The following is a 26197-nucleotide window of genomic DNA, read 5'->3' on the forward strand; positions in this document are numbered from 1 at the left end:
ATGCCGATCCATAGAGAACTTCTTCGGCACGCCACGAAGAGACCGGAAAAGCCGGCGGTCGTGATCGACGGCCGCTCCCTGAGCTATGGCGGACTCTATACCCGCGCGGGCGCGATCTACCGGTTTATCCAAGCGCTTCCGCGCTCGAACCACCGTTCATTCGATCTGCCCGGCGTCGAGAAGCTTGTGGCGGTCAGCCTCGGCAATCACATCGGCTTTGCCGAATATTTCGTCGCCGCCACCGCGCTGGCGAATGCCTGCGCTGTCATCGATCCGATGATGCCGGCCGAAAGGATCGAGCGCATCGTCGAGCGGCTGGCGCCTGACCTGCTCGTCGTCGACGATGCCGCGAGCCCGAGCGCCGAGATCGGCCGCAGTCTCGGTATTCCTGTGATCGTCGCCGGCGCGGAGCCCTTTGGCCTCGCCGCGACGGGAGGCGGCCTTCCGGCCGATGCCGAGGGCATCTTCCTGATCGGCTTTACCTCGGGCACGACAGCCGAGCCGAAGGCCTATCACCGCTCGTGCGAGCAGTGGCGCCGGAGCCTCGACCGGGGACGTCTCGTTTTCGAACTCCAGGATGCGCCCTCGACCCTGTGCCCGGGAGCGCTCGCGCATGGGCTCGCGCTTTACGCACTCGTCGAGGCACTCGATGCCGGGGCAACCTTTCATTCGGTGGGCAAATGGGATGCCGGCGCGGTCGCGCGCATTCTCTCTTCCGGGATCGAACGGCTGGTCGCCGTGCCCACCCATATAGCAGGCATCGCCCGGGCATGGACGGGCGCGCCGATGGAGTCCTTGCGCGACGTGCTGACCGCCGGCGCCAAGCTCAATCTCAACGAGGTCGAATCCATGCGCCGCCTTTTCCCAAAGGCACGCATCCGGGAATATTACGGCGCCTCTGAGATCGGCTTCATGACCGTCTCGACGCTTGCCGGCGGCGCGACGGATTTTCCGATCGACCGAGTCGGGCAGGCCTATCCCGGCGTCGAAATCTCCATCCGCGATCCTGAGGAAAACGACGTCGGCGCCGATGTGCCCGGCACCATCTTCGTCAACAGCGACCTGATTGCGAATGGCTATCTCTGGGGCGACGACGGTCAGGCGTTCCGCGTTACCCTGGCTGGCGCGACGGTCGGCGATCTCGGCGAGATCGATGAAAACGGCATGCTGCGGGTGATCGGCCGGGCAGGCGGCATGATGATCACGGGCGGCAACAACGTCTATCCCGCCGAGGTCGAGAGTGCGTTGAAAGCCTGCCCCGGCGTCGAAGATGCCGTCGTCTTCGGGCTGCCGGACGCCTATTACGGCCAAAGGATCGTCGCCGTCGTCTCGGGCGAGGCGACGGATGCGAAAATGCTCGCCGAGCATTGCGCAGGCAGGCTTGCAAGGTTCAAGATCCCCAGGCAGTTCCACCATATCGACGCCTGGCCGATGACGAGCAGCGGCAAGATCGCGCGCGGGCAGGTGGAAGCATCGGTAATTTCGGGAGATGGTCTTGTCCTACGCCTATCAGCCTGACGAGGATTGGCAGCCGGTCGTGGTCGCCGCCTACCGCACGCCGATCGGCCGGGCCTTCGGCTCTCTTTCGACGGTTGCGGCCGAAGATCTGCTTGCCCCGATCATTCGCCGGATCGTCGCGGAAACTGGCGTTGCGCCCGATGCCATCGACGACGTGTTGGTCGGCAATGCCGCCGGCGGCGGCGGCAATGTCGGCCGGCTGGCGGCGCTCAACGCCGGCCTGCCGATGGCCGTCCCCGGTGTCGCCATCGATCGGCAATGCGGTTCCGGCCTAGAAGCGATCATCCTGGCCGCCCGGCTGATTCAGGCGAAGGCGGGTGCCTGTTTCCTCGCCGGCGGCGTCGAAAGCGTCAGCACCGCCCCATGGCGCGTCGAAAGGCCGAAAGCCAATGGCGCCCTGCCGCGCTTTTACGGACGCGCGCGCTTCTCCCCCGAAACGATCGGCGATCCCGAGATGGGCGTCGCCGCCGAAAATGTCGCTCGTCAATTCGGCATCTCGCGCCAGCGGCAGGATGAATTCGCCCTGCGTAGCCACCGACTGGCCGTCAAGACGGCCGAGGCCGGCCTCTTCCGGCCGGAGATCGTCGAGATCGCCACCGCCGGCGGTTTGGTGGAGCGGGACGAATGTCCGCGCCCGACTACCTCGCTTGAGGCCCTCGCAAACCTGAAGCCGGTCTTCCTCGCCGATGGCTCCGTGACAGCAGGCAATGCTTGCCCTGTGAATGACGGCGCCTGCCTGGTGCTCGTCATGAGCCGCGGCATGGCCAGAAGCCTCGGCATCGAAAAAGGCCTCGCCTTCATCGACAGCGCCGCCGCTGGCGTCGATCCCAACCTGCTCGGCATCGGTCCGGTCGCCTCGACGGGTAAGCTTCTGCAGCGCCAGCCCCACCTCTTGCTCTCGAAGATCGACGCCATCGAATTCAATGAGGCTTTCGCGGCGCAGGTTCTGGCGTCGCTCGATCAGCTGGATATATCAGCCGACGCGGTCAACAAGGAGGGCGGCGCCATGGCGCTCGGCCATCCCTTCGGCGCCTCCGGCGCGATCCTGGTCACCCGGCTCTACAGCCAGCTCATCCGCAGGGATGGCCGGAGGCCCGCCGCCACCGGCCTCGCCATGATCGGCATCGGTGGCGGCATCGGGCTCACGGCGCTTTTCGAGGCCGTCCGCCTTTTCTGAGAAGAGGCCGTTCAGGCACGTGCGCAGCCGGATTCAATCCTCTTGTGAGCTGGCTCGGTCGATATCGGCTTCGGCGCGGCGAGGGCGCCCGCGATCTGATCCCGAAGCCACACACTCCCGGGGTCACGATCGAAACGACGAAGCCAATACATGGTGACATCCATTTTCGGCGATTCCATCGGGGGCATGAACACGTCGAGCATCAGCTGGCCGGTCAACATGCGGGCGAAATGAACCGGAATGCTTCCGAGCATCTCGCTCGCTTCAACGGCAAGAGCGACCGCGTGAAAATGCGGCACCGTGACCATGACACGCCTGGCAAGACCCAGGCGTGCGAGGGCGGGATCGATCGTCCCCATCCTGCTGCCATCGGCCGAGCGCAGGACGTGGGGAACAGCGCAGAAGACGTCCGCCGGTATGGTGTCTCCTGGAGAAACGCCGTGGCTGGCAAGGAGCGGATGTCCTCGCTTGGCAATGCATACCAGCCATGATTGGAACAGCTTACGGCTGATAATCCATTCAGGCGGTTCGAGCGAGCGATCAATAACGATATCAGCGCGGCCGTCACGCAGCATCTCGAAGACTTCCGACGAAGCATGATCGATCATCTGCAGGGTGATGGAGGGCGCCGCTTTGGCCACGCGTGCAGCAAGCGGCGGCATCAACAGCGAGGAGAAGTAGTCCGATCCGATCAGCATGAAGGATCGGGTTGAGGTAGCGGGGTCGAAGGCAGCATTCGTCGCCAACGCCTCTTCCATGCCGGCCAATGCTTGTCTTATCGGTTCACGCAGCTCAAGCGCCCGCGCGGTCGGCATCATCTGATTGCCTTCCCGGACAAACAATTCGTCATCCAGCAGCGCACGCAGTCTCCCCAACGCCGAGCTAACGGCCGGCTGGGAAAGGCCGACACGCTCGCCGGCCCGCACTGTCGAGAGCTCCGCCATCATGGCGTCGAATACACGCAGCAGATTGAGATCGAGGGCTGAGAAATTCACGAACTCAATATCCCTTATATGATCATTCAATTTCCGGGCATCTGCTTCCGGCTATAGTTTTGGACAGCAGTATAAAACTCTATTCCATTCAACCTCGGAAGGAAATTGCGATGAACATCGCTGGGGGCATCGGGCGGACCGTAAGCTGGATGGACACGGCCTACACCATACATGTGGGGCGATTTGAGAGCGGCGGAATTGTCGGCGTTTTTGAAGGCACCGTGCCTGCCGGCGGCGGGCCGCCCGTCCACATCCACCACAATGAGGACGAGGTGATCCATGTGATCGAAGGCGATTACGAGTTCTGGCTGAACGGCGAGATCGTTCGGGTTCCTGCGGGCAGATCAATTTTCCTACCGCGTGGCGTGCCGCACACATTTCGGGTGGCAAGCGCGTCTCCAGGACGCAACCTCACCATCCTGACGCCGGGCGGCATGGAAGAATTCTTCGCCGAGGCCGCTGTGCAGGCTCCGCGCCTACCGGAGCATATGGATCAGTTGCTCCAGCTTGCGGAACGCTATGGTATCGAATTTCGCGGGCCGCCGGATTGGGACGCCGCCCGGGCGTCCTGACAAACGGCACTCTGCATCAACGATTGCACAGTGCGCCGATCGCCTCTCCCACCCCGCAACCAGCTTGAACGCCTCTGTTCCGTGGCGAAGGCGGCAGGCTTTCGCGATCGTGATGACATCGTCGGCTTCGGTTATCTCCGCCCACGGCACGTCCGGCCGATGCCGGATGACATCAGCCTTCTCCACTCCGGCGGCACACCTCGACCGCAGATGAGTTGCGCTACTGCCTTGGCATAGGACGACAGCGACCGAGAGAGAATGGTTCGAGCTCCCGATCCGGCGCATTCTCTTGGCCGTCGGCTGTGGTCGGCCGCGCCGGAAATCCGCGTGGCGATTGTCCTCATGTCGATTAGTCGCCTGCCCTGCTGAAGAGGCGGTTTGCGACCATCTTAAAATCAACAGAGGACATTCCTCGCAAAGGACAAGGGAGATTACCATGAAGATCGTCGTTATCGGCGGGACCGGCCTCATCGGCTCGAAGACGGTGGAAAGGTTGCGCAGGAAGGGACACGACGTTTTGGCGGCCTCGCCCAATTCCGGCGTCGACACGATCACCGGCAAAGGCGTCGCCGAAGCGCTTGCCGGGGCGCAGGTGGTACTCGACCTCGCCAACTCGCCTTCGTTCGAAGATCAGGCCGTGCTCGAATTCTTCCAGACTTCGGGCCGCAACCTGCTCAAGGCGGGGGCTGCGGCCGGCGTGAAGCACCACATCGCGCTGTCGATCGTCGGCATGGAGCGGCTGCAGGGCAGCGGTTACATGCGCGCCAAGATGGCCCAGGAACAGCTGATCAAGAGCTCCGGCATTCCCTATACCATCGTGCACTCCACCCAGTTCCATGAATTCATGGCCGGCATCGCCCAGTCGAACACGGTCGGCCAGACCGTGCATCTGTCGCCGGCATATCTTCAGCCGATTGCCTCGGACGATGTCGCCGATGTCATGGCGGACGTGGCGCTCGCAGCACCGGTTAACGGCACGATCGAAATCGGCGGCCCCGAAAAAATCCGCCTGACCGATATCGTCACGCGCCTCTTCAAGGCGACGAACGATCCGCGCCAGGTGATGACGGATCCGCACGCCCGCTATTTCGGCGTCGAGCTCGACGACACTTCGCTGGTGACCGGTCCCGATGCCCGGCTCGGCAAGATCCGCTTCGACGACTGGCTGCGCCAGCAGCCGCCCCAGAAAAAGAGCGCGTGATATCGACCCGGCGCTTGTCCACCCACTCCTGGAGCGGCTCAGCTTTCACGCAGCGGAGAGCCGCCCTCAGCAATTGATTTCAGAAATTCCAGACGAGACCGCTCGCACTTTCCTGGAATTACCCTAGCAACCGAGGAGACCAGACATGCTCAGGAAAATCATCTCGGCGGCGGCCTTTGCGCTTGTCCTTGCCGCCGGCACTCAGGCTGACGCCGCTGGCGGCAAAGCCAAGGTGACCGTCGTCTTTGACCAGAAGCTGCCCAATGTTCCCGGCAAGAGCATGAAGGCCGTGCTGGTGGAATATGAGCCGGGGGGCCAGTCGCCCGGCCATACGCACCCGAAGTCGGCCTTCATCTACGCCACCGTTCTCGAAGGGGCGATCACCAGCAAGGTGAATGACGGGCCGGAGAAGATCTACAAGGCCGGCGAGAGCTTTCCCGAATTTCCCGGCGATCATCACGCCGTCAGCAAGAACGCCAGCAAGACAAAACCGGCGCGCCTGCTTGCGGTTTTCGTGCTCAATACCGACGAGACGGAACTGACGACCGACGACTAGTAACCTCGTCCTCGATGCCCGGCGCCGCCGGGCATCGATTCCGTGCGCCGCGTCAAACAGCCTGCAGCGCCAGCTCCAGATCGGCGATCAGATCATCCGGATGCTCGATGCCGATCGATAGCCGGATTGTCGATTCCAGCACGCCAATGCGCTCCCTGACATTGGCCGGCACGCCGGAATGCGTCATGGCGGCGGGGTGGCTTGCGAGCGACTCCGTGCCACCGAGGCTGACGGCGAGCTTGAAGACCTGCAGCGCGTTCAGGAATTTGAAGGAGGCCGGCTGGCCGCCGCGGATATCGAAGGAGAAGGTCGAGCCGGCGCCGGTGCATTGGGCGGCGAAGGTGCGACCGGAGGGCGAGTCCGGGTCGTGATAGGGAAGATAATGGACCTGCTCGACCTTCGGATGATCACGCAGGAAATCGGCCACCGCCCGCGCATTGCTGTTCGCCCGCTCCATGCGGAGCTGCAGTGTTTCGAGCGACCGGCCGAGCATCCAGCAGGAATGCGGATCAAGCTGCGTACCGATCGCGCCGCGCAGCGCCTTGACCTGCTTGATGACAGCCTTGCGCCCGAGGACAGCGCCGGCGATCAGATCGGAATGGCCGCCGACATATTTGGTCAGCGAATAAAGCGAGATATCGGCGCCATGCTCGATCGGCCGCTGGAAGACCGGCCCGAGCAGCGTATTGTCGCAGACGACCACCGGCACGTGCCCCTGCCTTGCGCCGATCGCATCGGCCACCCGCCGGATCATCGCGACGTCGACGAGACCGTTGGTCGGATTGGCGGGCGTCTCGATGAGGATGACGGAAACGCGGCCCTTGCCGACCGCCTCATCCGCCGCCTTCTGCACCGATGCCTCGCTTACGCCATCGGCAAAACCGACCGCGGCGACGCCGAAATTGTGGAAAGTCTTTGCCAGCAAGGTTTCCGTGCCGCCATAAAGCGGCTGCGAATGCAGGATCGCATCTCCCGGCCGGACGAAGGCGAACAGGGTCGTGGCGATCGCCGCCATGCCTGAGGAAAACAGCGCACCGCTTTCCGTCCGCTCATAAACAGCGAGCCTGTCTTCGACGATCTCGCTATTCGGATGATTGAAGCGCGAATAGACGAGACCGGCGCCTTTGCCCGCCGGCGGGTCGCGGCGGCCGGAGACATAATCGAAGAAATCCTTGCCATCCTCGGCGGAGTTGAAGACGAAGGTGGAGGTCAGGAACACCGGCGGCTTGACCGCCCCTTCCGAAAGCTCGGGATCGTAGCCGTAGTTCAGCATCTGCGTTTCGGGATGCAGCGCATGATTGCCGATATGGGTTTTGGAAGGATGCGGGGCGGTCATGATCGTCTCCTCTGTCGAACCTGCCGAAGGACAGGATACATCAAATCGAGGAGCAGTCATCGAGACTGCTCAATTAAGAGTGGAGCATAATGTCGTACCAAGAACCGCTCACACTTTTCGGCCTCGTGCTCAGACGCTCAACTCACGATCTCGCCTAAGGTATCGGCGACATAGGCGCCGCGCGCACCCATCGGCAGCGGGTGGCCCGTCGTCGTGTCACGCGCCGTCTGATGCTCCAGCTCGGCATTGAGCTCCGCTCCGACGATGAGAATAACCACGGAAAGCCAGATCCAGATGAGGAAACCGATCAGCGCGCCGAGCGTACCGTAGGTCGCGTCGTAATTGGCGAAATGCTCGAGATAGAAGGAGAAGCCGAGCGACATGCCGGCGCAGGCGAGCGCGGTCAGAACCGCACCCCAGGTCATCCAACGGACTCGCGCGGGCTCGCGGCTCGGACCGAAGCGGTAGACCAAGGTTACGGCCACGACGATGACAAGCAGAAGCAGCGGCCATCTCAAGAGAAGCGCCATATGTTCCTTGAACTGATCAAGCCAGAGATAGGAGAGTACGACAGGCATCACGCCCATGAGCGCTACCACGACGACCGCGAAGACCACGGCGCAGAGGGTGAAGCAGAGGCCGATCAGGTTCAGCCGCACCAGGCTGCGTTTCTCCCTCTCCTCATAGGCGACGTTCATCGCATCGAAGATCGCCAGGGTGCCGCTATGGGTGCTCCACAGCGCAATGCCGAGACCGACGAAGAAGGTGATGCCGAGCGTGCTGTCGCGTTTCTCCACAAGCGCCTTGAGCTGATCGGCAAGAAGATCGAAGGCCCCGGGCGGCAGGAGGATGGCGAGCTCGCGAAGATGTTCGGAAATGGTGATCGGATCGGCCACCAGGCCATACAGCGAGACCAAGGCCGTCAGGGCCGGGAACAGCGCCAGGAGCAGATAGAAAGTTACGCCTGCGGCAATGAGGGTGACCCGGTCGTCGAGGACCTCATGGAAGACGCGCCAGAACACATCGCGAAGGCCGCTCATCGGAATGGCCTCGGGCGTCGCCGCACTGCGCCCATGATCGTCACCCGACAAGGCGACCGCGGCAGAAGGCGCCTGCGAATTGCGCTGCCTTGCCTGCAGCAACACAAACGCGCCCACAGCAGCCGCCATCATCGCCGCAGCGAGCGGATATCCCTTGAGGCGGAGCACATCAGCCATTACCCTATCCTCCGATTTGCTTCGGGGATAACGCCGGGTGCCGCTAAAGGATGCAAGCTGTTGCTTTCTTGCGGAGATTTCCGGTGAGGGGAGGGGGCCCGCTGCGGCCAAGAGCGCCGCGACGGCGATGCCTGGCTCCAACTCCCGACATTATAAACAGATGATTTTATTAAATTTTAATCAGCCTACGGAAGCAAAACCGGCTTTTGGTTTCGCTACTGCAGCACAGGGCTATTTTGGGACTGTCGCGGGCATGGCGACTTCGCGGCGCCGGAAGCGGCAGATTCGGCCGCCAGACGCCCCATCGAGAGCGATTTCGGACCCCGAATTCGCCTGCCGTCTTCGCACTGGCGCTTCCTGGAGACCGGCAGAAGCATTCGCGGAACCGCCTGAACGACAAACCTGCCGATGCATTTGCCCTGTCTCACCCCTAGCGCCGACGGCAATGGCCGACAATAGCCACCCCCGTTGTCCACGGCAAAGATTGGCCCCGGTCGGTATGGCCCGGCTTTCTCATTCAGAACGCTCTACGATCGCGCAGCGTCCGTACCCGGGCGCCAGTCCGCCTTCCCGCTCCATCCACACACCCGGATGCAACGCTGCGAAGGGAGAAATGGGCACCGCCTCTGGAGACCGGCGATCAGGACGCGGCGCCGATTTGCTGCCGACACTCCCGACCGCCACTGATGGCTCGGACCACCATTCACTGCATGCGGCAGATGCCGCGAGGCGTATCGCCGGCTTTCCCCGTAAGTTCAGCGGCGGACAGACCGGCTAATCAGCATTGGCAGCCGTAGGCCTCCTGCGCATTCGTATCATCTGCCCGACATCGTCATCATATCGATCATGCGGGAACTCGACGCTCCAGACGAGACGGCGCAGCGACTCAGGAGAGATGCCGCTATACCCAAGCTCCTCCAGACGAAGCAGAAGCAACAAGTGGTCGACAACGACGATTAGCCTGGCGTAGGCGCCGAGCTGATACAACACGGGACGCATCGCCGCATAGGATTTGAAGCCGAAAGACGCGGCGATCGCCTCATCAAGATGGGATGACTTGATATTGGGATATTGACCCCGCAAGGCTTTCTTGAAAGTGGCGACGTTCGAAGGCGAGAACCTGACAGATGGGTTCAGCATATGACGATCCAATGTTCCGGCCGAAGTCTGCCGATTACACTTCGACCTTGGTGAACATGGTCGTCGAGAAACTCTGCACGCCCTTCAACCCGGCAGCAGGTTCGGATGGGCTTCCTAGCCGAGACATTAACCTGCGGACGCTTCTTGCTCAAGACATGGATCGACCTGTGGATCGCGTTGCCATTGGCGGCGGCTGCATGGCTTCGCGAACTGGCATATCGCCGTCCGTTGTCCGCGGACAACCAGCCGATCGGGCCTGGATTGTGCCAGCTCATGCCGTGTCCGAATTAAGACTCTGCCTCAGAGCGAGCCAACATGGCGGCACTTTCAATGCGCGGTCCCGCCGCCCTCGTCTTCCGCATAGGCAATTACGATGTCGCTCAGTTTCGAAGTTTAGCTCAGAGGCAGCTAGCGACTGCGCCGAAAGGAACATCTGCGACGGAAGGGAGCATTGATCAGGCATAACCTCGAGCAACTGCCATATGAGGATCTCTCCAAATGGTTTCGATTTTGGTTCGGTCCGGAGGATGAACGGCATGACTCAACCGCGGAGCTGTCCGAAGCAATCCATTCGCCGCCGCTCCTCCCGACGCCTTCTGAGTTCTGCAGGCACTCGACCAAGCCGGAGCCAGCAGGTCGAGAGCCGAAGCGAATAACTCGTCTGACGGGTTCATCACCTAAGCCCGCATGCGGACCTCCTTCGCACGACGCCATTCAAATTGGAGCACTCCCCAAGAAGCATATGTCGCTACGTTGTCCGCGGACAACGCCGCGCCCAAGCAGACAGGGAGCTGCGCCGCACCACTCTCCCGTCCGCAACATCACCTGTGCGATGTTGGCGCTCCCTTCGGCTTGAATTCGCCGCATTGCGGCACTACCTCGTGACGAGCCGAAGCGCTGCCCCTCCTAGCTGCTTTGGTCCGATGGACAGCACTCCTCCTCCCATGCTGTCGGTCACTATCGAAGCCCGGCGCACTCTCCCGTGCCGGGCTTCTGCCAGATGGATATCGTACCCATCAGCCCTTCGAGGCCTCGCCGGGGCGCATCAGGGTGAGGCTCTCGTGGGCGCCGCGACACACTCCAATGCCTCTCGTCGACCGCGGCATCCTCCACCATCCATCATGCTGAGGTGCGCAGCCCGCAGGGCGGAGCCTCGAAGCACACGCCGCAACGCCGCTCCTTGCATCTACTCGACGCGACACCCACCCTACGCCCCCTTTGAGGACGCTTGAGCGCCGGCGCGATAGCCTCCTACACTTCTCATGAGACGCAGCGCCCTAACCGACAACGAACAAGATGAGCAAAAAGCAACCGAGGTGACGAATGAACAGGCTTGCGCAATGCCATTGCGGATCACTCCGCGCAGAGACATCAGGCGATCCGCTCACGGTGAGCATCTGCCACTGCCGCGATTGTCAGCGCAGAACGGGCGCCGTGGCCGGAAGCGGTGCGATCTTCGCGAAGGCCGAAGTGATGATCGAGGGAGATCGCAGGATCTTCGAGCGGGACGCTGCGCAAGGGCGCAAGGTGCGTTTCCACTTCTGCCCGAACTGCGGCACGTCCGTGTATTGGGAGGGCGATTTCAATCCCGACCTCTGCGTCGTCGCCGTCGGCGCCTTCGCCGACCCGGCATTTCCACCGCCACTGGTTTCCGTCTACGAGGAGTCCAGGCATGATTGGCTTCAGCTGCCCGATGGGATGAAGCACGCGCAACGCGGGCTGGTTTCGGCAGCGGCTGCGGACAAGGAGCAGGGCAGCGGCTAGCGGCCTTGGTGGCCGTGCGCAACGCGGGCAGTTCCTCCTCGGCAGTCCGTGCGGAGCGTGCGGCAACACCGCTCCTTGTCATCTGACACCTGCGCACCCGCCCAGCCCTTCGAGGCGCCTCAGGGAGAGACTCTCTACGGTGCCGGGCTCCGCACAAAATCATCGGGCGCCCGCCATCGGCTACGGCCCTACCAAGCCCTCCAAGGCGCGGCATCCCCCGCCGAAGGCCGACGCCTCGAAGGACACGCCGAAGCGCCGCTCCTTGCGTTCAATCAACGCCGGCGCCCTCGCTGCTCTCCTGAGTAACAGTCGATATGCCCGATGATTTTTTACAGCAGCCGCCGCTCATCTCAGTCCATGGGAGAGTTCCTCGTCGCCCCACACAAAAGTGACAATAACTGCATGTCGTGAGAGGGCGGAGAAGTAAAGGAACTAAACCGTAACATTACTTCCATTTCGATATCAAAGCTGAACAAATCAAGGTGTTAGTCCTCAATACCAGCGGAAGCCTCTTGCCGCTCAGCCGGCATCACCGCCCCCGTCTCCCCGCATTAAACTCAAGAAAATCCGCTTCGATGCCATCTCTGAAGATGACGCCGTGTTCAGGCATTTCGGAAAACGCTGGTCAGCGGCTGATCCTGGGAGACGATGCCGGCGGCAAGGCGGTTACCAACATGGCAACGTTTGACGATCCTTTGAGACAACCAAAGAAGCGACGGCTTTTCGAAACCGCGCTACTCTTTATGATCTTGTGACACCGACCAAAACGGCACCGCCTCTTAATCGTCCACTGCAGTGACTGCGAGGTTCGAGAAGTCAGCTGTGAAAAGGGAAGACAGCCCGATGAAGCTATTCATTCTCCTCTTGGGCTTTCCCGGCGTCGGAAAGCTGACGATCGCGAGAGAACTAAGTCCGCTCCTGACTGCAAAGGTTTATTGATAATCATTGGTTCAACAACCCGATACTGCGTCTGCTTGACGATGACGGAACCACGCCTCTCCCGAATGGAATATGGGAATATACCGGAAGAGTTCGCCAAGCCGTCCTGGATGCGATCGTCGCCTATGGTCCTCCTTCGGCGAATTTCATTTTCACGCATGCCGGCATAGAAGATGATGAGCGCAGCAATCGCACGTTCCAGCAGATTGCCTGCGCGGCCCGAGAATGCGAGGCGCTGCTGGTCCCCGTGAGGTTGCTCTGCGACGAGGAGGAGTTGGCACGTCGCGTTGCCACACCGGCGCGTCGCGATCGGTTGAAGTCGATTGATGCACAGGCATCGAGGGAGAAAAGCAGAAGAGCCCAGGTCCTCGCTCCCCAACACCCGTTTACGCTGAATTTGGATGTCACCTCAAAGACGGCGGAAGCAAGTGCAGCAGCCATTCACGCCCATATCTTAAGGATGACAACCACCGATCTCGGTTCGCTCCAGGGCAGCGGTGTCGTTGCCCCGCCATAACCACCAATCCTCAACATCCCTCACACCACCAACATCCCCTGCCGCTCAGCCAACGTCACCTCCGCCCGCGTCCCGGCATTGAACTCCAGAAAATCCGCCTCGATGCCGTCGCTGAAGATCACCCCGTGCTCCGGCATTTCGGAGACGATGGTGAGCGGCTGGTCCTTAGAGACGATGCCTGCGACAATGGTGGTGCCGGTGGTGCGGCTGGGGAAGGGTTCGCGGACGAAGTAGCGCAGGTAATCCGCATCCCAGGCGAAGGACATGTCGATCGTCCGGTCGGCTGGCTCGAAACCCAGCGCGCTCGCTGCTCCGAGCCAACCTGAATAGAGGCTCTTCAGCCAGCCGGTGGAGCCCATGCCTGTCGAGACGATGATGCCGCTCGAGGATTGGTGTTCCCAGCGCTCCTCGGCCTGCAGGATATAACGCGCCGAGACATGGCTTTGCGGGCCGATGAAGAGATCATTGACCGCGTGGATGACGGCGCCGGTGTTGAGCGTCGCCTTGGCCATGCTGACATGTTTGATCGGCCGCTTATTTTTCAGCGCCTCGCCGATCACTCTCGGAAGGCTCTTCGGGTTGAAGGGCAGCAGCGGGCCGTCCCAGCGCTTGGGGTCGGGGTTGACGCCGAGGACCGGCTGCCCGTCGAGATATTTGAGCGTGTTGGCGACCAATCCGTCCTGGCCGAGCACGACGACGACATCGTCGGGAGCGAAGATGAAGCTCGAGAGGTACCGGCGGTCGAGACGCTGGACTCGGGCGACGGCACGCAGGCTTGCTTCCACCTCGTCGATGGCCGTTTCGTATTGTTTCTTCTCGGCGAGATAATCGCTGAAGTCGGCGCCGAGATGCTCGACATAGAACTGCGCCTGCTGCACGGTGTTGAACCGGGCGATGAGTTCGTCGAGCCGGGTCGGCCTGACGACCAGGATGATCTTGCGTTCGTCAGAGACCGGCACGGTCCTTGCCCTCCTGCGGCTGCAAGATCTCCCTGAGAAGATCGGGCGAGACGTTCAGCTGGCCGATCTTCGTCGCATTGTCTGCAAGGTCGCGGAAGGCGAGCGCCATCAGCTGGCCCGGCTGCATGCCGACCGAGGCGAGCGCCTGCAACACTTTCGGATCGGCCTGTTCGAAGGATTTCATCATCGCCGTCAGCGCATAGGCCTGGGCGTCGGCCTCGGCCCGCGCATTGGTCGCCGCCAGCGTCACCAGGTCACGGTTCTGCTCTTCGAGCGCGATCTTGCCGGCCATTTCTTCCCGGCGGATCCGCAGCTGCCGTTCCTGCACGGCGCGTTCGGCCTCCATCTGGGCTTCGCGCACCTGCCGTCTCTTGTTCTCCAGCGTGATCTCGGTGGCGATCTCGTTTTCCTTGATCGTCCGCTCCTGCTCGATCGCGGCGTTGCGCCTGCTATAGATGGCTTCGTCGGCCTGCCGCAGCAGGGCTTCACGGGCATGTGCTTCCAGCGCCTTTGATGTCTCGGCCTTCGGCATGACGGCAAGCAGCGACAGGCCCAGAATCTCCAAGCCAAGCGCCTCGATCGTCGGATGCACCTTGAGCGCGTCGGCCACGCCGGCGACGAGCGCCTCGCCCGAAGCAAGAACCTCTTTGAGCGACAGCGTCTGCACTTCGGCGCGCATCGCCACCTGAACGCGGTCGATCACGCGGGTCGAAAGCTTCTGCGGGTCCTCCGAGACATAGTGGCCCCGGCGGTCGAGCGTGAAATTCAAAAGTGCCGCCGTGCGGCGCGGCTCGGCGATGCGGTAGGTGATCTGCCCCTGCACCGTCACCTCCTGGAAGTCTGATGTCACCAGAGGAAAGATGAAAGGATCGTTGACGCTGGCCGTCGGCACGAGCACGAGGGAGCTCGAAGGCGAAAAATGCCAGAAGGCAAGGCCGGCGCCCTCGCGAACGGCCTTGCCGTTCTGATATTGGATGACGTATTGCGTGGGTTCCGTCTTGATAAAGCGCAGTCCGAACATATCCGTTTTCCCGTTTCCTGGCGCGAGCCCCTCGCTCGTGTCGAAATACAGAAAACATAACTTAGTGACAAATGTCAACTAACTTAGTTGGAGATTTACACTAAGGCCGGGGCATGTTATCTTCCCACCATGACAACACACGACAATGACGCCTTCAAACCGATCGCGACCGTCGATCTCGCCATTTTTTCCCTGGCGCCGGCTGGCCTCTCCGTGCTGCTCGTGCGCAGGACAAGCGTCCCCTTTGCCGGCGACTGGGCTTTGCCCGGCGGCTGGATCCATATTGATGAAGATGCGGATCTGGAGGCTGCGGCGCGCCGGGTGCTGAAGGAAAAGACCGGCGTCGAAACACCCTATCTCGAACAGCTGCAAACGACGGGAAGCCGCGATCGAGACCCAAGAGGCTGGAGCATCAGCATCGTTTACATCGCGCTGCTTTCGGCCGATGATGTCGCAGAGCGGCAGGATGCGCTGGCCGAGGAGGCCGAATGGCGACCGATCGAAGGCGCGGGCGTCGGCTTGTCCCTTGCTTTCGACCATGCGTCCCTCCTCAAGGAGGCGCTCGGCCGCATCCGGAGCAAGGTCGAATATTCGAGCCTGCCCGGCCATCTGCTGCCGGTCCGTTTCACATTGAGCGAGCTGCAATCGGTCTATGAGAGCCTTCTCGGCCGTAAGCTCGACAAATCGGCCTTTCGAAAGCGCATGGCGGAAGCCGATTTCCTGGAGCCCGTCGAAGGCGAGATGCGCCGGGCCAGCAATCGGCCCGCCCAGGTCTTCCGCTTGAAGGACACCCGGTCGCTGGTGCTCTTCGACCGCAGAATTTGATCTCTGCATCCTGAGGGATCAGGCGTTAAGACGCTGCTGCGTCTGCCGGTCGAAGAGACGAGCAACGTCCGCGTAATAGATGCCGTAGAAGGAGTCGCATATGAGAGGGCTCGATGGTGGCGGTTCGTCCGCTCTGCGCTTCGTGCTGATCATGGGAGTCGTCAATCTTTTCGGCGACCTCACCTATGAAGGTGGCGCGGCGATCAACGGTCAGTTCCTTGGAATGCTGGGGGCGAGTGCCGCTGCGATCAGCATCATTGCCGGCACAGGGGAATTCCTTGGATATGCGCTGCGGCCCGTCGCCGGCTGGATCGCCGACCGGAGCCGCGCCTATTGGGCGGTTACCTTTGCCGGCTACGCGATCAATCTCTGCGCCGTACCCGCAATGGCACTGGCCGGGAGCTGGGAGCTTGCGGCGGCCCTGATCATTGCCGAACGGGTTGGCCGTGCCATGCGCAAGCCGACGGTCGAGACAATGATTTCTTATACCACCGGCGAACTCGGGCGAGGCTGGGCCTTCGGCCTCAATACCGCCCTCGACGAGGCGGGGGCGACGCTGGGGCCATTGATTGCCGCTCTCATTTTATTCCTGCGTGGCGACTATCGAACCGCCTACGCCCTGCTAACCATTTCTGTTGTGCTTGCAATCATGGCACTCATCGCTGCGCGGCTGACGTTCCCCGTTCCCGAGCGATTGGAGCAGGGCCGCACCGCCACGGCGAAAACGCTAGGCCTGCCGTACTGGCTCTACATGGGCGCCGGCGCGCTCTTTGCGGCCGGGTTGCTCAGTTACGAGCTCGGAGCATACCATCTGGAGCGCACTCGGACCGTCCCGCCTGAATGGATCCCGGTGTTGCTTGCCTTCTCCACCGGATCAGGGTGGCTGCCAACCTGATCCTCGGCAGGCTTTACGACTGGTCGGATAAGGTGGCGCTCACTGTGGGGATCGTGCTGTCTGCTTGCTTCGCGCCGGTTCTACTCCAGGGCGGCTTCGCGATGGCTGTCATCGCAATGCCATTGTGGGGCATCGGTTACGCGGTGCAGGACACGCTGATGAAGGCGATCATCGCCGGGTTGCTCCCGGAAGGGCGTCGGGGTCTGGGGTTCGGCATGTTCTATTCGGCCTATGGTGGAGGTTGGCTGCTGGGCAGCGTCGCAATGGGATTGCTCTATGATCGCTCGACGCTTGCGCTTGCCGCGTTCGTCGCAGCGGCGCAGCTTGCATCCCTTCCGATCTTTCTCCTGGCTCGAAGGGAAGCGCGTCGGGAGACGCGGTCAAAGCGGTCGCAATAGTCCCATGCGAGATTCTGAACCTGCGCAGCTTCGCGACCGTCGCTAGGCATAAGCACTTCGCGGCTCAGAATCATCGGGCCACAGAGCAGCGGGGGAGTGCTCGCCGCGGTTTCTTCGAAAGGCACGCGTGAAAATCGCCATCCACGGCGGGATCGAAAATCGCGCCTCTCTAATGCTTCATCATCAAGGGAAGTCTCGCGTGCGACAGCAGGTGGCGAGTGACGCGGCCGAGAAGCAGTTCGAGGAAATAGGCATGCTTGAAAGCGCCGATCAGCAGGCAGGTTGCGCCGACGGAACCCGCGAAATCGAGAATGGCCTCGGCAACCGGACGATCCTCGGAGCGGATCGCGACGATGTCCCCTTTCAAGCCGAGCTGCGTAATCAGTTCCCTGGCGGTAAACTGATAGCTGCCGTCGGGCTTGTCGTTGACGCACAAAACGGTGACGCGCTCCGCCACCGCCAGCCAACGTCTTGCCGCGACGATGGCGGCTTGTGCATTCCCGTGCGGCTTCCAACCGATCACGACATGCTGCAGGAGATGGCCGGAATATCGGCCTGCAGGCGGCACGAGCACGAGCTTGTGTTCGTTGAAAAGCAGGTCGTGGAACGCATCGCGGGCATCCATGTTGCCGTGGCATGGGGTGACGACGAGTGCACTCTCGTGGCATTCGGATGTGACGCAGCGGCCGAGATCACCGCGACAGTCATCAAGCAGCAGGTCGCTTCGGCTCGGATTGGCCTCTTTCCAGTCCTCGAAGACGCTTATCACCCGCTCAAGGCGCTGCTGTGGCGAACCCTCGTCCATGTCTCGCAGCATCTGCAAGTCGATTTCTTCGGGCGCAGCCACCATCCGTTCCGGGTCCGCACCGACATGGGCGGCTGCCATGCTGCCATTAATGGCTCGAGCGGCGTCTTCCGCGATATCGAGGCAGATCCAAGCAGTTGCCGCGTCGGGCAGCAAGGCGATGACGTCAGCGTGACGGGTCAACTCGTGGACCCGCCGGGCCAAGATCGCCGCGGGTGGCAACGCTTTTGTGTCGCGGCCGTCTGAAGGTGAGGTGTTCATCAGGACCTCCGTTCGCGATGCTCCCGCATCGCTCTTGGTCCAATCCGAAATTCAGCTTGATCATACGCCCGCGCCTGGCGGCCCGCAACACGCAGAGGCTTGAACAGATCGGTGCGAGACGGGTGGTAGCCCCATGGTGTGATCGCTGCCACAGGCTGTCCCGGCAAGCGGGCCCTTTTTGCCGGTAATCATTACATATCAATGCGACAACTATCATGTTGCTCCACGAATTTTGCGATCGACGCGATGATAATCGCAGCCGATGCCGCGCCGGGATCGATATGGCCGATCACCCGCTCCCCCAGCCGCGATGCCCGCCCCTTGGCGGCCGTCATATCCCGGGTCGCTTCGCATCCCTGGCGCGCCGCCCGCTCGGCCAGGTCGAAACATTCGAGAAGGGAGGCTCCCGATGCCCAGGCATCGAGCGCCGCATCGGCCGCGGGCTTCCAGGCATCGACCATGGTCTTTTCGCCGGGCTCGGCCTTACCGCGCTCTTGAATGCCCGCAGCCATCGCCGCGAAAGCGCGCAGGAATTCCTCGTCGCTCAAGTCCGGCCTGTCCTTGACCGCGGCGCCGGCGCGCATGAAGGCCGTCGCATAGAGCGGGCCCGATGATGCGCCGACCGCGTTCAGGAATGCCTTTGCCGCCGTGTTGAAAGCGGCCGCCGGCGTAGCCTGCGCGGGGTCGAGTGCTGCGACCGCCTTGACCGAGGCCTCACAGCCGGCATCCATGGCAAGGCCGTGATCGCCGTCGCCGATCGCCCCGTCCAGCTCGCAGAGATGGTCGCGATGCGCCGCGATATCGGCGGCGATCAGGGCAAAGAGATGCTGCAGGTCTTTGGTCGTGATCACAATCGATCACCTCCTGAACATGGCGCAATCGCAGGGATGGTCGATCAGCCGCTGAAGCTCGTCGTCGAGATGCATGAGCGTGATGGAGGCGCCGGCCATTTCGAGCGAGGTGCAGTAATTGCCGACGAGCGATGTGTGCATGACAAGCCCGGCCCCGTCGAGCCGCGCCTTGACGCGCCGCATCATGATATAGAGCTCCATCATTGGCGTCGAGCCGAGCGAATTGACGAGTACGGCGACGCGGTCGCCGCGCTCGGCCTTCATCTCCTGGAGAAGATTGTCCATCAGCTCGTCGGTCACCGCATCGGCCGGCTTCAGCGGCCCGCGCGCCACGCCGGGCTCGCCATGGATGCCCATGCCGATCTCCATCTCCTCCTCGCCGATCTGGAAGTTCGGCTTCAAGGTCTGGGGCAGCGAGCAGGGCGAGAGCGCCACGCCCATCGTATAGGTGCGCGCATTGGCATGGCGGGCGGCGCGCTCGGCCTCATCGAAGGAATAGAGAAGATCGCAGGCAGCGCCGGCGGCCTTGAAGATGAAGACATTGCCGGCCACGCCGCGCCGCTTCTCCCTCTGGTCGGCTGGGGCGGAGGCGACATCGTCAGTGGTCAGAACGGTGCGCACCGCGATGTTGTCGAGCGCCAGCATTTCTGCGGCCATATCGAAGTTCATGACGTCGCCGGCATAATTGCCGTACATGAAGAGCACGCCGACGCCGCCGTCGACGGCCATGGCGCAGGCCATAATCGGATCGGGCGGCGGCGAGGCGAAGACATTGCCGATCGCGGCGGCATCGGCAAGCCCCTTGCCGACATAGCCGAGGAAGGTCGGCTCGTGCCCGGAGCCGCCGCCGATCACCAGCCCGACCTTGCCCTTGCGCGGGCCGTTTCTGGCAATGATGGCGCGCGGCATGCTGTCCACGGCGTAGAGGTGCTCAGGATGCGCCGCGAGAACCCCTTGCAGCATCTCATCGACGGCATCCGCGCCTGCATTGATAAGCTTCTTCGTCTTCACGCCGATCCTCCCAGAACGAGCTCCGACTGCATAGATGCGGCGGGCGGGCCAGAGGTCAATCCGCCAGCGGCAAGGCGGCCGTCGCGAAGGGCGCGAGCCGCAGCTCTTTAGCCAGTGCGCCGCCATCCACCCTTTGCTCTTCGCCTGTGAGATTGACCACGTAGAGCCTGGCGCCAGCGGCGTCCCGCGCCAGGAAAGACAGCACTTCGGAGGGCGAAGACGAGAGGCATTCCTGCCAGGACGCACCCGCCAAGGCCGACAAGGTCCGCACCGTGTTGAAGAGTGGCCGCCTTCCGCCTTGCTCGGCCGGTTCATCGGGACCGGCGATCAGGCCGAAAGGACCGGTCAGCGCCGAAAGCGTCAGGCATTCGAGACCGGCCTCCAGCACCCGGATCGCATAGCCGAGCGCGAAGGCCTCGGCGAAGCGGCCATTGTGGCGGGGGTCGCGGTTGGCCATCGGAATGCGCCCGCCGGCCGGATTGTCCATCGTGCGGCTGCCATAGGGGTTCTGCCGCATCGGGATCGTCGACGGGCCGATGCGATACGGCTTGTCGCCGTAGATCGCGCGCACGGAGCGCGTGATGAAGGGCAGCGCCTCCAATGTCTGCATGACGCTGAGATCGTCGGCCGCATGCACGATCGGGTTGGTGCAATGGCTGACGAAATCAATCTCGCCTGCCGGCACGGGCTTGCGATTGAGCTCGGTGAAATAGCTCAGCATGCCGCCGCCGATGCGAATGCCGGGGAAGGCGGCGCGGGCCGCGGCATAGACCTCTTCGAGGGGAGGGCAGTCCGGCCATTTGCTGCCGGGTGGCGTCGATTGCCGGTCGACGGAAGGCGAGATCAGGATCGCATCCGGACGAAGGCCTGCGATCTGCATCTGCCGCGCGATCTCGGCCGCCTCGCCTGCCGGCGACGATTTGCAGGGAAGCGCGATCTCCAGCGTCGAGCGGCCGTGATGGAGAGCCGCGATCGCGGCGAAGTTTTTCAATGCGTCGGGGCCATGCCCGGCGTCGGGATCGAAATGGAAGAGCAGCTCGCGAGGCGCGATCTCCGCCAGGGGGGATCCGGCCGCCAGTGTCGCCTCGGCCTCATCGGGGGTCACGATCACGCCGATATCGGGCATGGTGCCGGTTCGCGTACCGAGCTCGAGCCTTATGACGCTGCTCTGCGTCGCGGCTGACGACGCAACGGAGCGGCTGATATCCCGGATGATCAGCGACGTCTTCTGCCGGACAGGCTGGTTCGCCGGTATCTGGTAAGGCCAGGGCAAAGCGAGCGGCCTGACATATGTCTTGTAGGAGGCGTCCGACCAGTTCCGCTGATCCTCCATCTCGAACGTGTCGCCCTCCATCCGGCATTCCGCGGTAACGCCTGGCATGATCTGATGGGTGATGGCGCGCATATCCTTGAAGGGTTGCCACGGCTCGATGACATTGGGAAAACGCGTCGCCGCGATCTGGCCGTCGACATGCTCGACCGCCGCCGGCGAACCGGCCACGCCGACGATCGGATGCAGGATGCAGAAGCCGCAGCGATTGGTTTCGAAGCCGGTCCCCGAGATGGCTTCGGCCTCGAAATCGAGCCGGTCGCGATATCCGGTGATGCGGACCTCTATGGAGAGCGTCGTCGCATCCGGCCCCTCGCAGCGGGCGAGATAGGCGACCTCGAAACGATGCTCGCCTTGCTCGATCCTGAGGTCGGTGATGTCAGGGCTGTAGGTGCCCCAGTCCCGGTCGCGGACGAGGTAGGAAATCGCCCGCAGCACCTCGACACCGTCGTAACGGATCGTGCGGAGATTGCCGTCGGCGAGATCGGCCGTCAGCTTTCCCGCCGTCAGGCGGACCGGCGGCCTTTCCGCAGTGCGGGTGCCGTAAAGCTGGAACGCATCGGCGGTCATCGCAGCAGAGCCCGGACATCGATCGTCTGGCCGCGCGCGGCGCTGTCATAGGCGGCCTCGACAAGGGCGAAGGTCTTCAGATTGTCGGCGCCCGAGGTCGAGTGCTCCGCGCCGCGCTTGAGCTGCTCGACCCAATGCTGCTCTATCGCAAAGACGCTCTCCTGGATGTTGTGCCAGGGCCGCGAGGCCCAGGACAGCAGCTTCGGCGAGACATCCATGACGGTCGTGCCCTTGCCGTTGGTGATCTCGAGGCCGTAGCCCTGGGTCAGCCGGATCGTGCCTTCGGAGCCGTCGAGCTCGATCAGTGTCTCGGGGAAGGGCTCCTTCGACAGCTTCGTGGCGTAGCTGACGTCGACGACGGATGTCGCGCCGTTCTCATGATCGAGCAGGATGGTCGCGACATCCTCACCCTTGATCCTGGGGTTGACCCGCTTCGTGCGGGCCGTCAGCGAGCTGACGTCGCCAAGGATATAGCGGGCGATATCGAGCGTATGGATGCCGAGATCTTCGATGATGAAGCGCTCGCCTTCGGCGAGATAGGGCTGGCCGGAAAAGACGTCGTAGCCCGAGCGGAAGGAGAAGCGGCCCCAGAAGGGCGTGCCGATGGCGCCGGCATCGAGCGCCTTGCGCACCGCCTGGATCGGCGTCTGCCAACGGAAATTCTCATGCACCATCAGCGCTACGCCGGCGGCCCGGCAGGCCTCGACCATCGCCTTGGCATCCGAAAGCGTCTTAGCGAAAGGCTTCTGGCAAATGGCCGGCACCTTGTTTCGGGCCGCCATTTCTACCAGCGCACGGTGGCTCTGAACCGTCGTGGCAATATCGACGAAATCGAAGCCGCCATCGGCAAACATCGCCTCGGCATTGCTGTAGCGCCGCTCGATGCCGAACTGATCACCGACGAGCTTCAGCCGCTCGGGATCACGGTCGCAGATGGCGACGATCTCCGCACCTTCGACATCGTTCCAGCCATGCATCTGGTTGATCGCAAAGAAGCCGCAGCCGATCAACGCGCCTTTCAATCCGGTCATGTCAACCTGCCTTCGCCATCTGCATCAGGGTGACGCGCTGCTGCAGGCGGCGCTGCGCCTGGTCGACGACCACGGCGATGATGATGACGAGGCCCTTGATGACCATCTGCCAGAAGGAGGAAACGCCCATCATGACAAGCCCGTCGGAAAGGATGCCGATGACGAAGGCGCCGATGATCGTGCCGCCGATCGTGCCGCGCCCGCCCGACATCGAGGTGCCGCCGAGCACCGCTGCGGCGATCGCATTGAGCTCGAAGCTTTCGCCGGTCGCCGGATGGGCGGCCATCAGCTCGGAGGAGATGACGACGCCGACGATCGCCGCACAAAGCCCGGAGAACATGTAGACGAAGATTTTCACGACATCGACGCGGATGCCGGACATGCGCGCCGCCCGCTCATTGCCGCCGACGGCGAAGATGTGGCGGCCGATCGGCGTCGAACGCGCGACATAGGCAGCCGCGAGCGCCAGCACGATCAGGATCCAGATCGACACCGGCAGGCCGAGAATGCGGCCCGCGCCGAAGAAGTCGAAGCCGGTGGTGGCATATTCCGGCCGGCCGACGAGGTTTGGAAAGGTCTGCCCATCAGACGACAGCAGCGCCAGGCCGCGGGCGATGTAGAGCGTGCCGAGCGTGGCGATGAAGGGCGCGACGTTGAGCTTGGTGATCAGCAGACCGTTGATGAGGCCGATGACAAGGCCGATCGACAGCGTCATCAGCACGATCTCGAAAAGGTTGAAGTAGATCGTGTAGCCGATCGGCAGCTCGATGCCGTAGAGGATCAGCCCGCCGGCGACCATGCCGCAGAGCCCGACGATCGAGCCGACCGAAAGGTCGATACCGCCGGTGATGATGACGAAGGTCATGCCCATCGCCAGGAATGCGTTCAGCGCCACATGCTTCGACATCAGGATCATGTTCGCCGTCGAGGTGAAGTTCGGCGCGAAGATCGCAAAGAAGATGATGACGGCGAAAAGCGCGATGAACGTCCTGAGCTTCATCAGCGTCAGAAGCGCAGAGCCGTTGGCGCCCTTCGGCGCAAGAGTTGAGGTAGCCGCCATCATGACGCGAGTTTCCCTTGATGTCCGTGTCCCTTGGCCGAAGCCGCGATAATGGCGTCTTCCGTCGCTTCGTCCCTGTCGAAGACGGCGACGAGCTGGCCGTTGCTCAAGACCGCGATGCGATCGGATAGCGCCATGACCTCTTCGAGGTCGGAGGTCGAAAACAGAATGGCGAGCCCGTTTGCCGCCAGCCGCCGCATGGTGCGGAAGACGTCGGCCTTGGCGCCGACATCGATGCCGCGGCTCGGCTCGTCCATCAGCAGCACCTTCGGATTGGTCATCAGCGCCTTACCGATGACGACCTTCTGCTGGTTGCCGCCGGACATGGAGGTGACCTCGAAATCCGGGTTCGGCGCCTTGATGGAGAGATCGCGGATCGCCTCCTGAATGGCGTTCTTCTCCGCGCCGCTGTCGATATGAAAAAGCCGGGTGAAGCGGGAAAGGCTTGCGAGCGTCAGATTGGAGGCGATGGAGAGCACCTGCACCAGCCCCTCGCGCTGCCGGTCTTCCGGGATCAGCGCCAGGCCGCGGCGGATGCGCCGCGTGGTGTCGCGGGCGCGCACTTGCCTGCCGTCGATGAAGATCTTGCCGGTCGAATGCGTGTGGCGCCCGATCACGCATTCGAAGAATTCGCTGCGCCCAGCGCCCATCAGGCCGTAAATGCCGAGGATCTCACCTGCCTTGACCGACAGGGAAACGTCGTTGACCGCAAGCCCGCCGGTCGGCCGGGGAAGGCTGATGTTTTCGGCGCGGAAGACTTCCTCGCCGACCGAATGGGTGACGGATTTGGCGAAATCCTTGGCGTCCGAGCCGATCATCGAGCGCACGATCCAGCGCGTGTCGATGTCGCGCACCATGGCATGGCCGGTGATCTGGCCGTCGCGCAGCACGGTGATGTAATCGCCGATCCGCATCAGCTCTTCCAGCCGGTGCGAGATATAGACGATCGCCACGCCCTGCGCCTTCAGCTCGGCGATCACCTTGAACAGGATCTCGACCTCGGGCGCCGACAGCGCCGAGGTCGGCTCGTCCATGATCAGGATGCGGGCATTAAGCGACATCGCCTTGGCGATCTCGACCAGCTGCTGCTGGCCGATCGGCAGATCCTCGACCATCGTGTCGGCCTCGATGCCGGCATCGAGGCGCCGCAGGAATTCATTGGCCTTCTCGACCTGCGCCTTGTGGTCGATGCCGAGCAGGCCGCGGGTGATCTCGCGCCGGGTGAAGATGTTTTCGGCAACCGACATGTTGGCGAAGAGATTGAGCTCCTGGAAGATCATGCCGATGCCGTTCGCCTGCGCGTCGGCCGGACTGTCGAAGGAGACGGGCTTACCGTCCAGGATGATGCGGCCGAGCGTCGGGCGCTCGACGCCGGCGATGATCTTCATCAGCGTCGATTTGCCGGCGCCGTTTTCGCCGACGAGAACATTCACCGCGCCGCGGCGCAGCTCCAGATCGGCGCGCTTGACGGCGACGATCCCGGAATAGACCTTCGACACGTCGTCGAGACGGAGGATGATATCGTCCTGATGTGCGTCTGTCGCCGTCATGATCCCACCTTCAGTTCCGAAGGTGTGACGAGCGGCAGCTCGCCGCTTCTCGGCAGCGGGAAGGCGCCGATCACCGTCACGGTCTTGCCGGTGAGACCATCGCGCGGGACGGCGGAGAGGAAGGCGGCATTGGCCTTCTCGTTGAACGCCTTGCCGAACTGGGCCCATTCGATCTGGTTCTTGAACTCGTTGAAATTGACGAAATCGAGCGTGTCGCGCAGCGCGGTGCCGCGCAGCGCCGGGCCGATCTGCACCTTCGCATCGGCCTTGCCGTCGCCATCGGCATCGACGTCGAGCGTCGCCGCGCGCGAGGCGGTGTCGGCCGCGACGACCGTGCCGGTGATCTTCACCGCATAGGTCCAGGGCGAGCTGCTCTGCTTGCGCGGATTGCCGTATTTTTCGCCCGCGGCATCCGGGCTCGTGGAAACGAGTTGCATGACGTCCTTCAGCTCGCCGGCGCGCTTTTCGAAATAGGGCACGACCTGAGGCTGCCAGATCGCCTCGACCTTGGCATTCGGATCGAAAGCGGTCTTGGCCGCTGCCGCCGCCTTCTCCTCCGCGGTCGGCGTCTTGATGATCTTGCAACCGGGCAAGGCCGCCGCCACGACGGCAGCCAGCAATGCGCCCTTCATTCTCAACATGCGGGTGAACCTCGGGGTCTCGCAAAATGCATTGCCGAGGGCGCAACATCGCACCCT

24 protein-coding genes and 1 pseudogene are annotated in these 26197 nt (G+C 62.7%); 11 read left to right on the forward strand and 14 right to left on the reverse strand.

Annotated elements, in window-relative coordinates:
• Both AMK00_RS27100 and AMK00_RS27105 read left to right on the forward strand, forming a co-directional pair.
• Nucleotides 1–1518, forward strand: a complete 1518-nt coding sequence (locus AMK00_RS27100) for a class I adenylate-forming enzyme family protein (RefSeq protein WP_064812352.1) — start codon at nucleotides 1–3, stop codon at nucleotides 1516–1518.
• Nucleotides 1496–2695, forward strand: coding sequence for a thiolase family protein (locus AMK00_RS27105; RefSeq protein WP_064812353.1), 1200 nt, complete (start codon nucleotides 1496–1498; stop codon nucleotides 2693–2695). The genes AMK00_RS27100 and AMK00_RS27105 overlap by 23 nt, the downstream gene beginning before the upstream one ends.
• A gap of 11 nt (nucleotides 2696–2706) precedes the next feature.
• Here AMK00_RS27105 and AMK00_RS27110 read toward each other — a convergent pair whose 3' ends face one another.
• Complete coding sequence (locus AMK00_RS27110; RefSeq protein ID WP_064812354.1) at nucleotides 2707–3690, reverse strand: LysR family transcriptional regulator; 984 nt, start codon at nucleotides 3688–3690, stop codon at nucleotides 2707–2709.
• A 110-nt stretch (nucleotides 3691–3800) separates the two neighbouring features.
• Here AMK00_RS27110 and AMK00_RS27115 point away from each other — a divergent pair, with 110 nt between their 5' ends.
• From AMK00_RS27115 to AMK00_RS27125, 3 genes are all read left to right on the forward strand, one after another.
• Nucleotides 3801–4262, forward strand: coding sequence for a cupin domain-containing protein (locus AMK00_RS27115; RefSeq protein ID WP_064812355.1), 462 nt, complete (start codon nucleotides 3801–3803; stop codon nucleotides 4260–4262).
• A gap of 436 nt (nucleotides 4263–4698) precedes the next feature.
• On the forward strand, nucleotides 4699–5463 hold the full coding sequence (locus tag AMK00_RS27120; RefSeq protein WP_064807254.1) for an SDR family oxidoreductase: 765 nt from the start codon (nucleotides 4699–4701) through the stop codon (nucleotides 5461–5463).
• 145 nt (nucleotides 5464–5608) lie between these two features.
• Nucleotides 5609–6019, forward strand: coding sequence for a cupin domain-containing protein (locus AMK00_RS27125; protein ID WP_064812356.1), 411 nt, complete (start codon nucleotides 5609–5611; stop codon nucleotides 6017–6019).
• A gap of 52 nt (nucleotides 6020–6071) precedes the next feature.
• Here the strand turns inward: AMK00_RS27125 and AMK00_RS27130 are convergent, their stop codons facing one another.
• The 3 genes from AMK00_RS27130 to AMK00_RS27140 form a co-directional block, all read right to left on the reverse strand.
• Nucleotides 6072–7355, reverse strand: coding sequence for a cystathionine gamma-synthase family protein (locus tag AMK00_RS27130; RefSeq protein WP_064812357.1), 1284 nt, complete (start codon nucleotides 7353–7355; stop codon nucleotides 6072–6074).
• A 137-nt stretch (nucleotides 7356–7492) separates the two neighbouring features.
• Complete coding sequence (locus AMK00_RS27135) at nucleotides 7493–8572, reverse strand: YihY/virulence factor BrkB family protein (protein WP_064812358.1); 1080 nt, start codon at nucleotides 8570–8572, stop codon at nucleotides 7493–7495.
• Nucleotides 8573–9346: 774 nt separating this feature from the next.
• On the reverse strand, nucleotides 9347–9712 hold the full coding sequence (locus AMK00_RS27140; protein WP_064812359.1) for a hypothetical protein: 366 nt from the start codon (nucleotides 9710–9712) through the stop codon (nucleotides 9347–9349).
• A gap of 1323 nt (nucleotides 9713–11035) precedes the next feature.
• Between AMK00_RS27140 and AMK00_RS27145 the strand changes: the two genes are divergently transcribed.
• The 3 genes and pseudogenes from AMK00_RS27145 to AMK00_RS33340 all read left to right on the forward strand — a co-directional run bounded on the left by AMK00_RS27145 (nucleotide 11036) and on the right by AMK00_RS33340 (nucleotide 12932).
• Entirely contained in the window at nucleotides 11036–11476 is a 441-nt protein-coding gene (locus AMK00_RS27145) for a GFA family protein (RefSeq protein WP_064807264.1), read from the forward strand.
• 575 nt (nucleotides 11477–12051) lie between these two features.
• The gene (locus tag AMK00_RS27150) at nucleotides 12052–12231 is read left to right on the forward strand and encodes a hypothetical protein (protein WP_064812360.1); all 180 of its coding nucleotides are present in this window, start codon (nucleotides 12052–12054) and stop codon (nucleotides 12229–12231) included.
• Nucleotides 12232–12319: 88 nt separating this feature from the next.
• Nucleotides 12320–12932, forward strand: a pseudogene (locus AMK00_RS33340) (phosphotransferase-like protein).
• Nucleotides 12933–12952: 20 nt separating this feature from the next.
• On the opposite strand, the gene AMK00_RS27160 reads toward AMK00_RS33340, so the two are convergent.
• Together AMK00_RS27160 and AMK00_RS27165 are read right to left on the reverse strand one after the other, a co-directional pair.
• Nucleotides 12953–13891: a hypothetical protein gene (locus AMK00_RS27160; protein WP_064812361.1), complete on the reverse strand. Its 939-nt coding sequence runs from the start codon at nucleotides 13889–13891 to the stop codon at nucleotides 12953–12955.
• A complete protein-coding gene (locus AMK00_RS27165) occupies nucleotides 13878–14912 on the reverse strand; it encodes an SPFH domain-containing protein (protein ID WP_064812362.1) in 1035 nt (344 codons plus the stop codon). The genes AMK00_RS27160 and AMK00_RS27165 overlap by 14 nt, the downstream gene beginning before the upstream one ends.
• 129 nt (nucleotides 14913–15041) lie before the next feature.
• On the opposite strand from AMK00_RS27165, the gene AMK00_RS27170 reads away from it, so the two are divergent.
• The 3 genes from AMK00_RS27170 to AMK00_RS33345 all read left to right on the forward strand — a co-directional run bounded on the left by AMK00_RS27170 (nucleotide 15042) and on the right by AMK00_RS33345 (nucleotide 17030).
• Nucleotides 15042–15737 (forward strand): NUDIX hydrolase, encoded by a 696-nt coding sequence (locus AMK00_RS27170; RefSeq protein WP_064812363.1) that lies wholly within the window; start codon nucleotides 15042–15044, stop codon nucleotides 15735–15737.
• Nucleotides 15738–15837: 100 nt separating this feature from the next.
• On the forward strand, nucleotides 15838–16632 hold the full coding sequence (locus tag AMK00_RS27175) for an MFS transporter (protein ID WP_237350536.1): 795 nt from the start codon (nucleotides 15838–15840) through the stop codon (nucleotides 16630–16632).
• Nucleotides 16617–17030, forward strand: a complete 414-nt coding sequence (locus tag AMK00_RS33345) for an MFS transporter (RefSeq protein WP_237350537.1) — start codon at nucleotides 16617–16619, stop codon at nucleotides 17028–17030. The genes AMK00_RS27175 and AMK00_RS33345 overlap by 16 nt, the downstream gene beginning before the upstream one ends.
• A 169-nt stretch (nucleotides 17031–17199) precedes the next feature.
• On the opposite strand, the gene AMK00_RS27180 is transcribed toward AMK00_RS33345, so the two are convergent.
• From AMK00_RS27180 to AMK00_RS27215, 8 genes are all read right to left on the reverse strand, one after another.
• Nucleotides 17200–18096, reverse strand: a complete 897-nt coding sequence (locus tag AMK00_RS27180) for a universal stress protein (RefSeq protein ID WP_064812364.1) — start codon at nucleotides 18094–18096, stop codon at nucleotides 17200–17202.
• Between the two features lie 191 nt (nucleotides 18097–18287).
• Nucleotides 18288–18950 carry a dihydroxyacetone kinase subunit DhaL gene (gene dhaL, locus AMK00_RS27185; protein ID WP_064812365.1) on the reverse strand — a complete coding sequence of 221 codons (663 nt, stop codon included), beginning with the start codon at nucleotides 18948–18950 and terminating at the stop codon, nucleotides 18288–18290.
• 3 nt (nucleotides 18951–18953) lie between these two features.
• Nucleotides 18954–19958: a dihydroxyacetone kinase subunit DhaK gene (locus AMK00_RS27190; protein ID WP_064812366.1), complete on the reverse strand. Its 1005-nt coding sequence runs from the start codon at nucleotides 19956–19958 to the stop codon at nucleotides 18954–18956.
• 55 nt (nucleotides 19959–20013) lie between these two features.
• Nucleotides 20014–21858, reverse strand: a complete 1845-nt coding sequence (gene apnL, locus AMK00_RS27195; protein WP_064812367.1) for a D-apionate lactonase — start codon at nucleotides 21856–21858, stop codon at nucleotides 20014–20016.
• Nucleotides 21855–22889 carry a Gfo/Idh/MocA family protein gene (locus AMK00_RS27200; RefSeq protein ID WP_064812368.1) on the reverse strand — a complete coding sequence of 345 codons (1035 nt, stop codon included), beginning with the start codon at nucleotides 22887–22889 and terminating at the stop codon, nucleotides 21855–21857. The genes apnL and AMK00_RS27200 overlap by 4 nt, the downstream gene beginning before the upstream one ends.
• Before the next feature lies 1 nt (nucleotide 22890).
• Nucleotides 22891–23952 (reverse strand): ABC transporter permease, encoded by a 1062-nt coding sequence (locus AMK00_RS27205; protein WP_064812369.1) that lies wholly within the window; start codon nucleotides 23950–23952, stop codon nucleotides 22891–22893.
• Nucleotides 23949–25499 (reverse strand): sugar ABC transporter ATP-binding protein, encoded by a 1551-nt coding sequence (locus AMK00_RS27210; RefSeq protein WP_064812370.1) that lies wholly within the window; start codon nucleotides 25497–25499, stop codon nucleotides 23949–23951. The genes AMK00_RS27205 and AMK00_RS27210 overlap by 4 nt, the downstream gene beginning before the upstream one ends.
• The gene (locus AMK00_RS27215; RefSeq protein WP_064807291.1) at nucleotides 25496–26140 is read right to left on the reverse strand and encodes a DUF2291 family protein; all 645 of its coding nucleotides are present in this window, start codon (nucleotides 26138–26140) and stop codon (nucleotides 25496–25498) included. The genes AMK00_RS27210 and AMK00_RS27215 overlap by 4 nt, the downstream gene beginning before the upstream one ends.
• Nucleotides 26141–26197 lie beyond the last annotated feature (57 nt).

It is taken from the genome of Rhizobium sp. N621 (assembly GCF_001664325.1).
Lineage (GTDB): Bacteria > Pseudomonadota > Alphaproteobacteria > Rhizobiales > Rhizobiaceae > Rhizobium > Rhizobium esperanzae.

What these genes read in the sequence shown, in the direction of transcription:
- AMK00_RS27125 (WP_064812356.1), top strand. Translation starts at nt 5,609, where the DNA reads ATGCTCAGGAAAATCATCTCGGCGGCGGCCTTTGCGCTTGTCCTTGCC.
- apnL (WP_064812367.1), bottom strand. Translation starts at nt 21,858, where the DNA reads ATGACCGCCGATGCGTTCCAGCTTTACGGCACCCGCACTGCGGAAAGG.
- AMK00_RS27100 (WP_064812352.1), top strand. Translation starts at nt 1, where the DNA reads ATGCCGATCCATAGAGAACTTCTTCGGCACGCCACGAAGAGACCGGAA.
- AMK00_RS27215 (WP_064807291.1), bottom strand. Translation starts at nt 26,140, where the DNA reads ATGTTGAGAATGAAGGGCGCATTGCTGGCTGCCGTCGTGGCGGCGGCC.
- AMK00_RS27205 (WP_064812369.1), bottom strand. Translation starts at nt 23,952, where the DNA reads ATGATGGCGGCTACCTCAACTCTTGCGCCGAAGGGCGCCAACGGCTCT.
- AMK00_RS27120 (WP_064807254.1), top strand. Translation starts at nt 4,699, where the DNA reads ATGAAGATCGTCGTTATCGGCGGGACCGGCCTCATCGGCTCGAAGACG.
- AMK00_RS27145 (WP_064807264.1), top strand. Translation starts at nt 11,036, where the DNA reads ATGAACAGGCTTGCGCAATGCCATTGCGGATCACTCCGCGCAGAGACA.
- AMK00_RS27135 (WP_064812358.1), bottom strand. Translation starts at nt 8,572, where the DNA reads ATGGCTGATGTGCTCCGCCTCAAGGGATATCCGCTCGCTGCGGCGATG.
- AMK00_RS27210 (WP_064812370.1), bottom strand. Translation starts at nt 25,499, where the DNA reads ATGACGGCGACAGACGCACATCAGGACGATATCATCCTCCGTCTCGAC.
- AMK00_RS27180 (WP_064812364.1), bottom strand. Translation starts at nt 18,096, where the DNA reads ATGAACACCTCACCTTCAGACGGCCGCGACACAAAAGCGTTGCCACCC.
- AMK00_RS27165 (WP_064812362.1), bottom strand. Translation starts at nt 14,912, where the DNA reads ATGTTCGGACTGCGCTTTATCAAGACGGAACCCACGCAATACGTCATC.
- AMK00_RS27150 (WP_064812360.1), top strand. Translation starts at nt 12,052, where the DNA reads ATGCCATCTCTGAAGATGACGCCGTGTTCAGGCATTTCGGAAAACGCT.
- AMK00_RS27200 (WP_064812368.1), bottom strand. Translation starts at nt 22,889, where the DNA reads ATGACCGGATTGAAAGGCGCGTTGATCGGCTGCGGCTTCTTTGCGATC.
- AMK00_RS27130 (WP_064812357.1), bottom strand. Translation starts at nt 7,355, where the DNA reads ATGACCGCCCCGCATCCTTCCAAAACCCATATCGGCAATCATGCGCTG.
- AMK00_RS27175 (WP_237350536.1), top strand. Translation starts at nt 15,838, where the DNA reads ATGAGAGGGCTCGATGGTGGCGGTTCGTCCGCTCTGCGCTTCGTGCTG.
- AMK00_RS27140 (WP_064812359.1), bottom strand. Translation starts at nt 9,712, where the DNA reads ATGCTGAACCCATCTGTCAGGTTCTCGCCTTCGAACGTCGCCACTTTC.
- AMK00_RS27115 (WP_064812355.1), top strand. Translation starts at nt 3,801, where the DNA reads ATGAACATCGCTGGGGGCATCGGGCGGACCGTAAGCTGGATGGACACG.
- AMK00_RS27170 (WP_064812363.1), top strand. Translation starts at nt 15,042, where the DNA reads ATGACAACACACGACAATGACGCCTTCAAACCGATCGCGACCGTCGAT.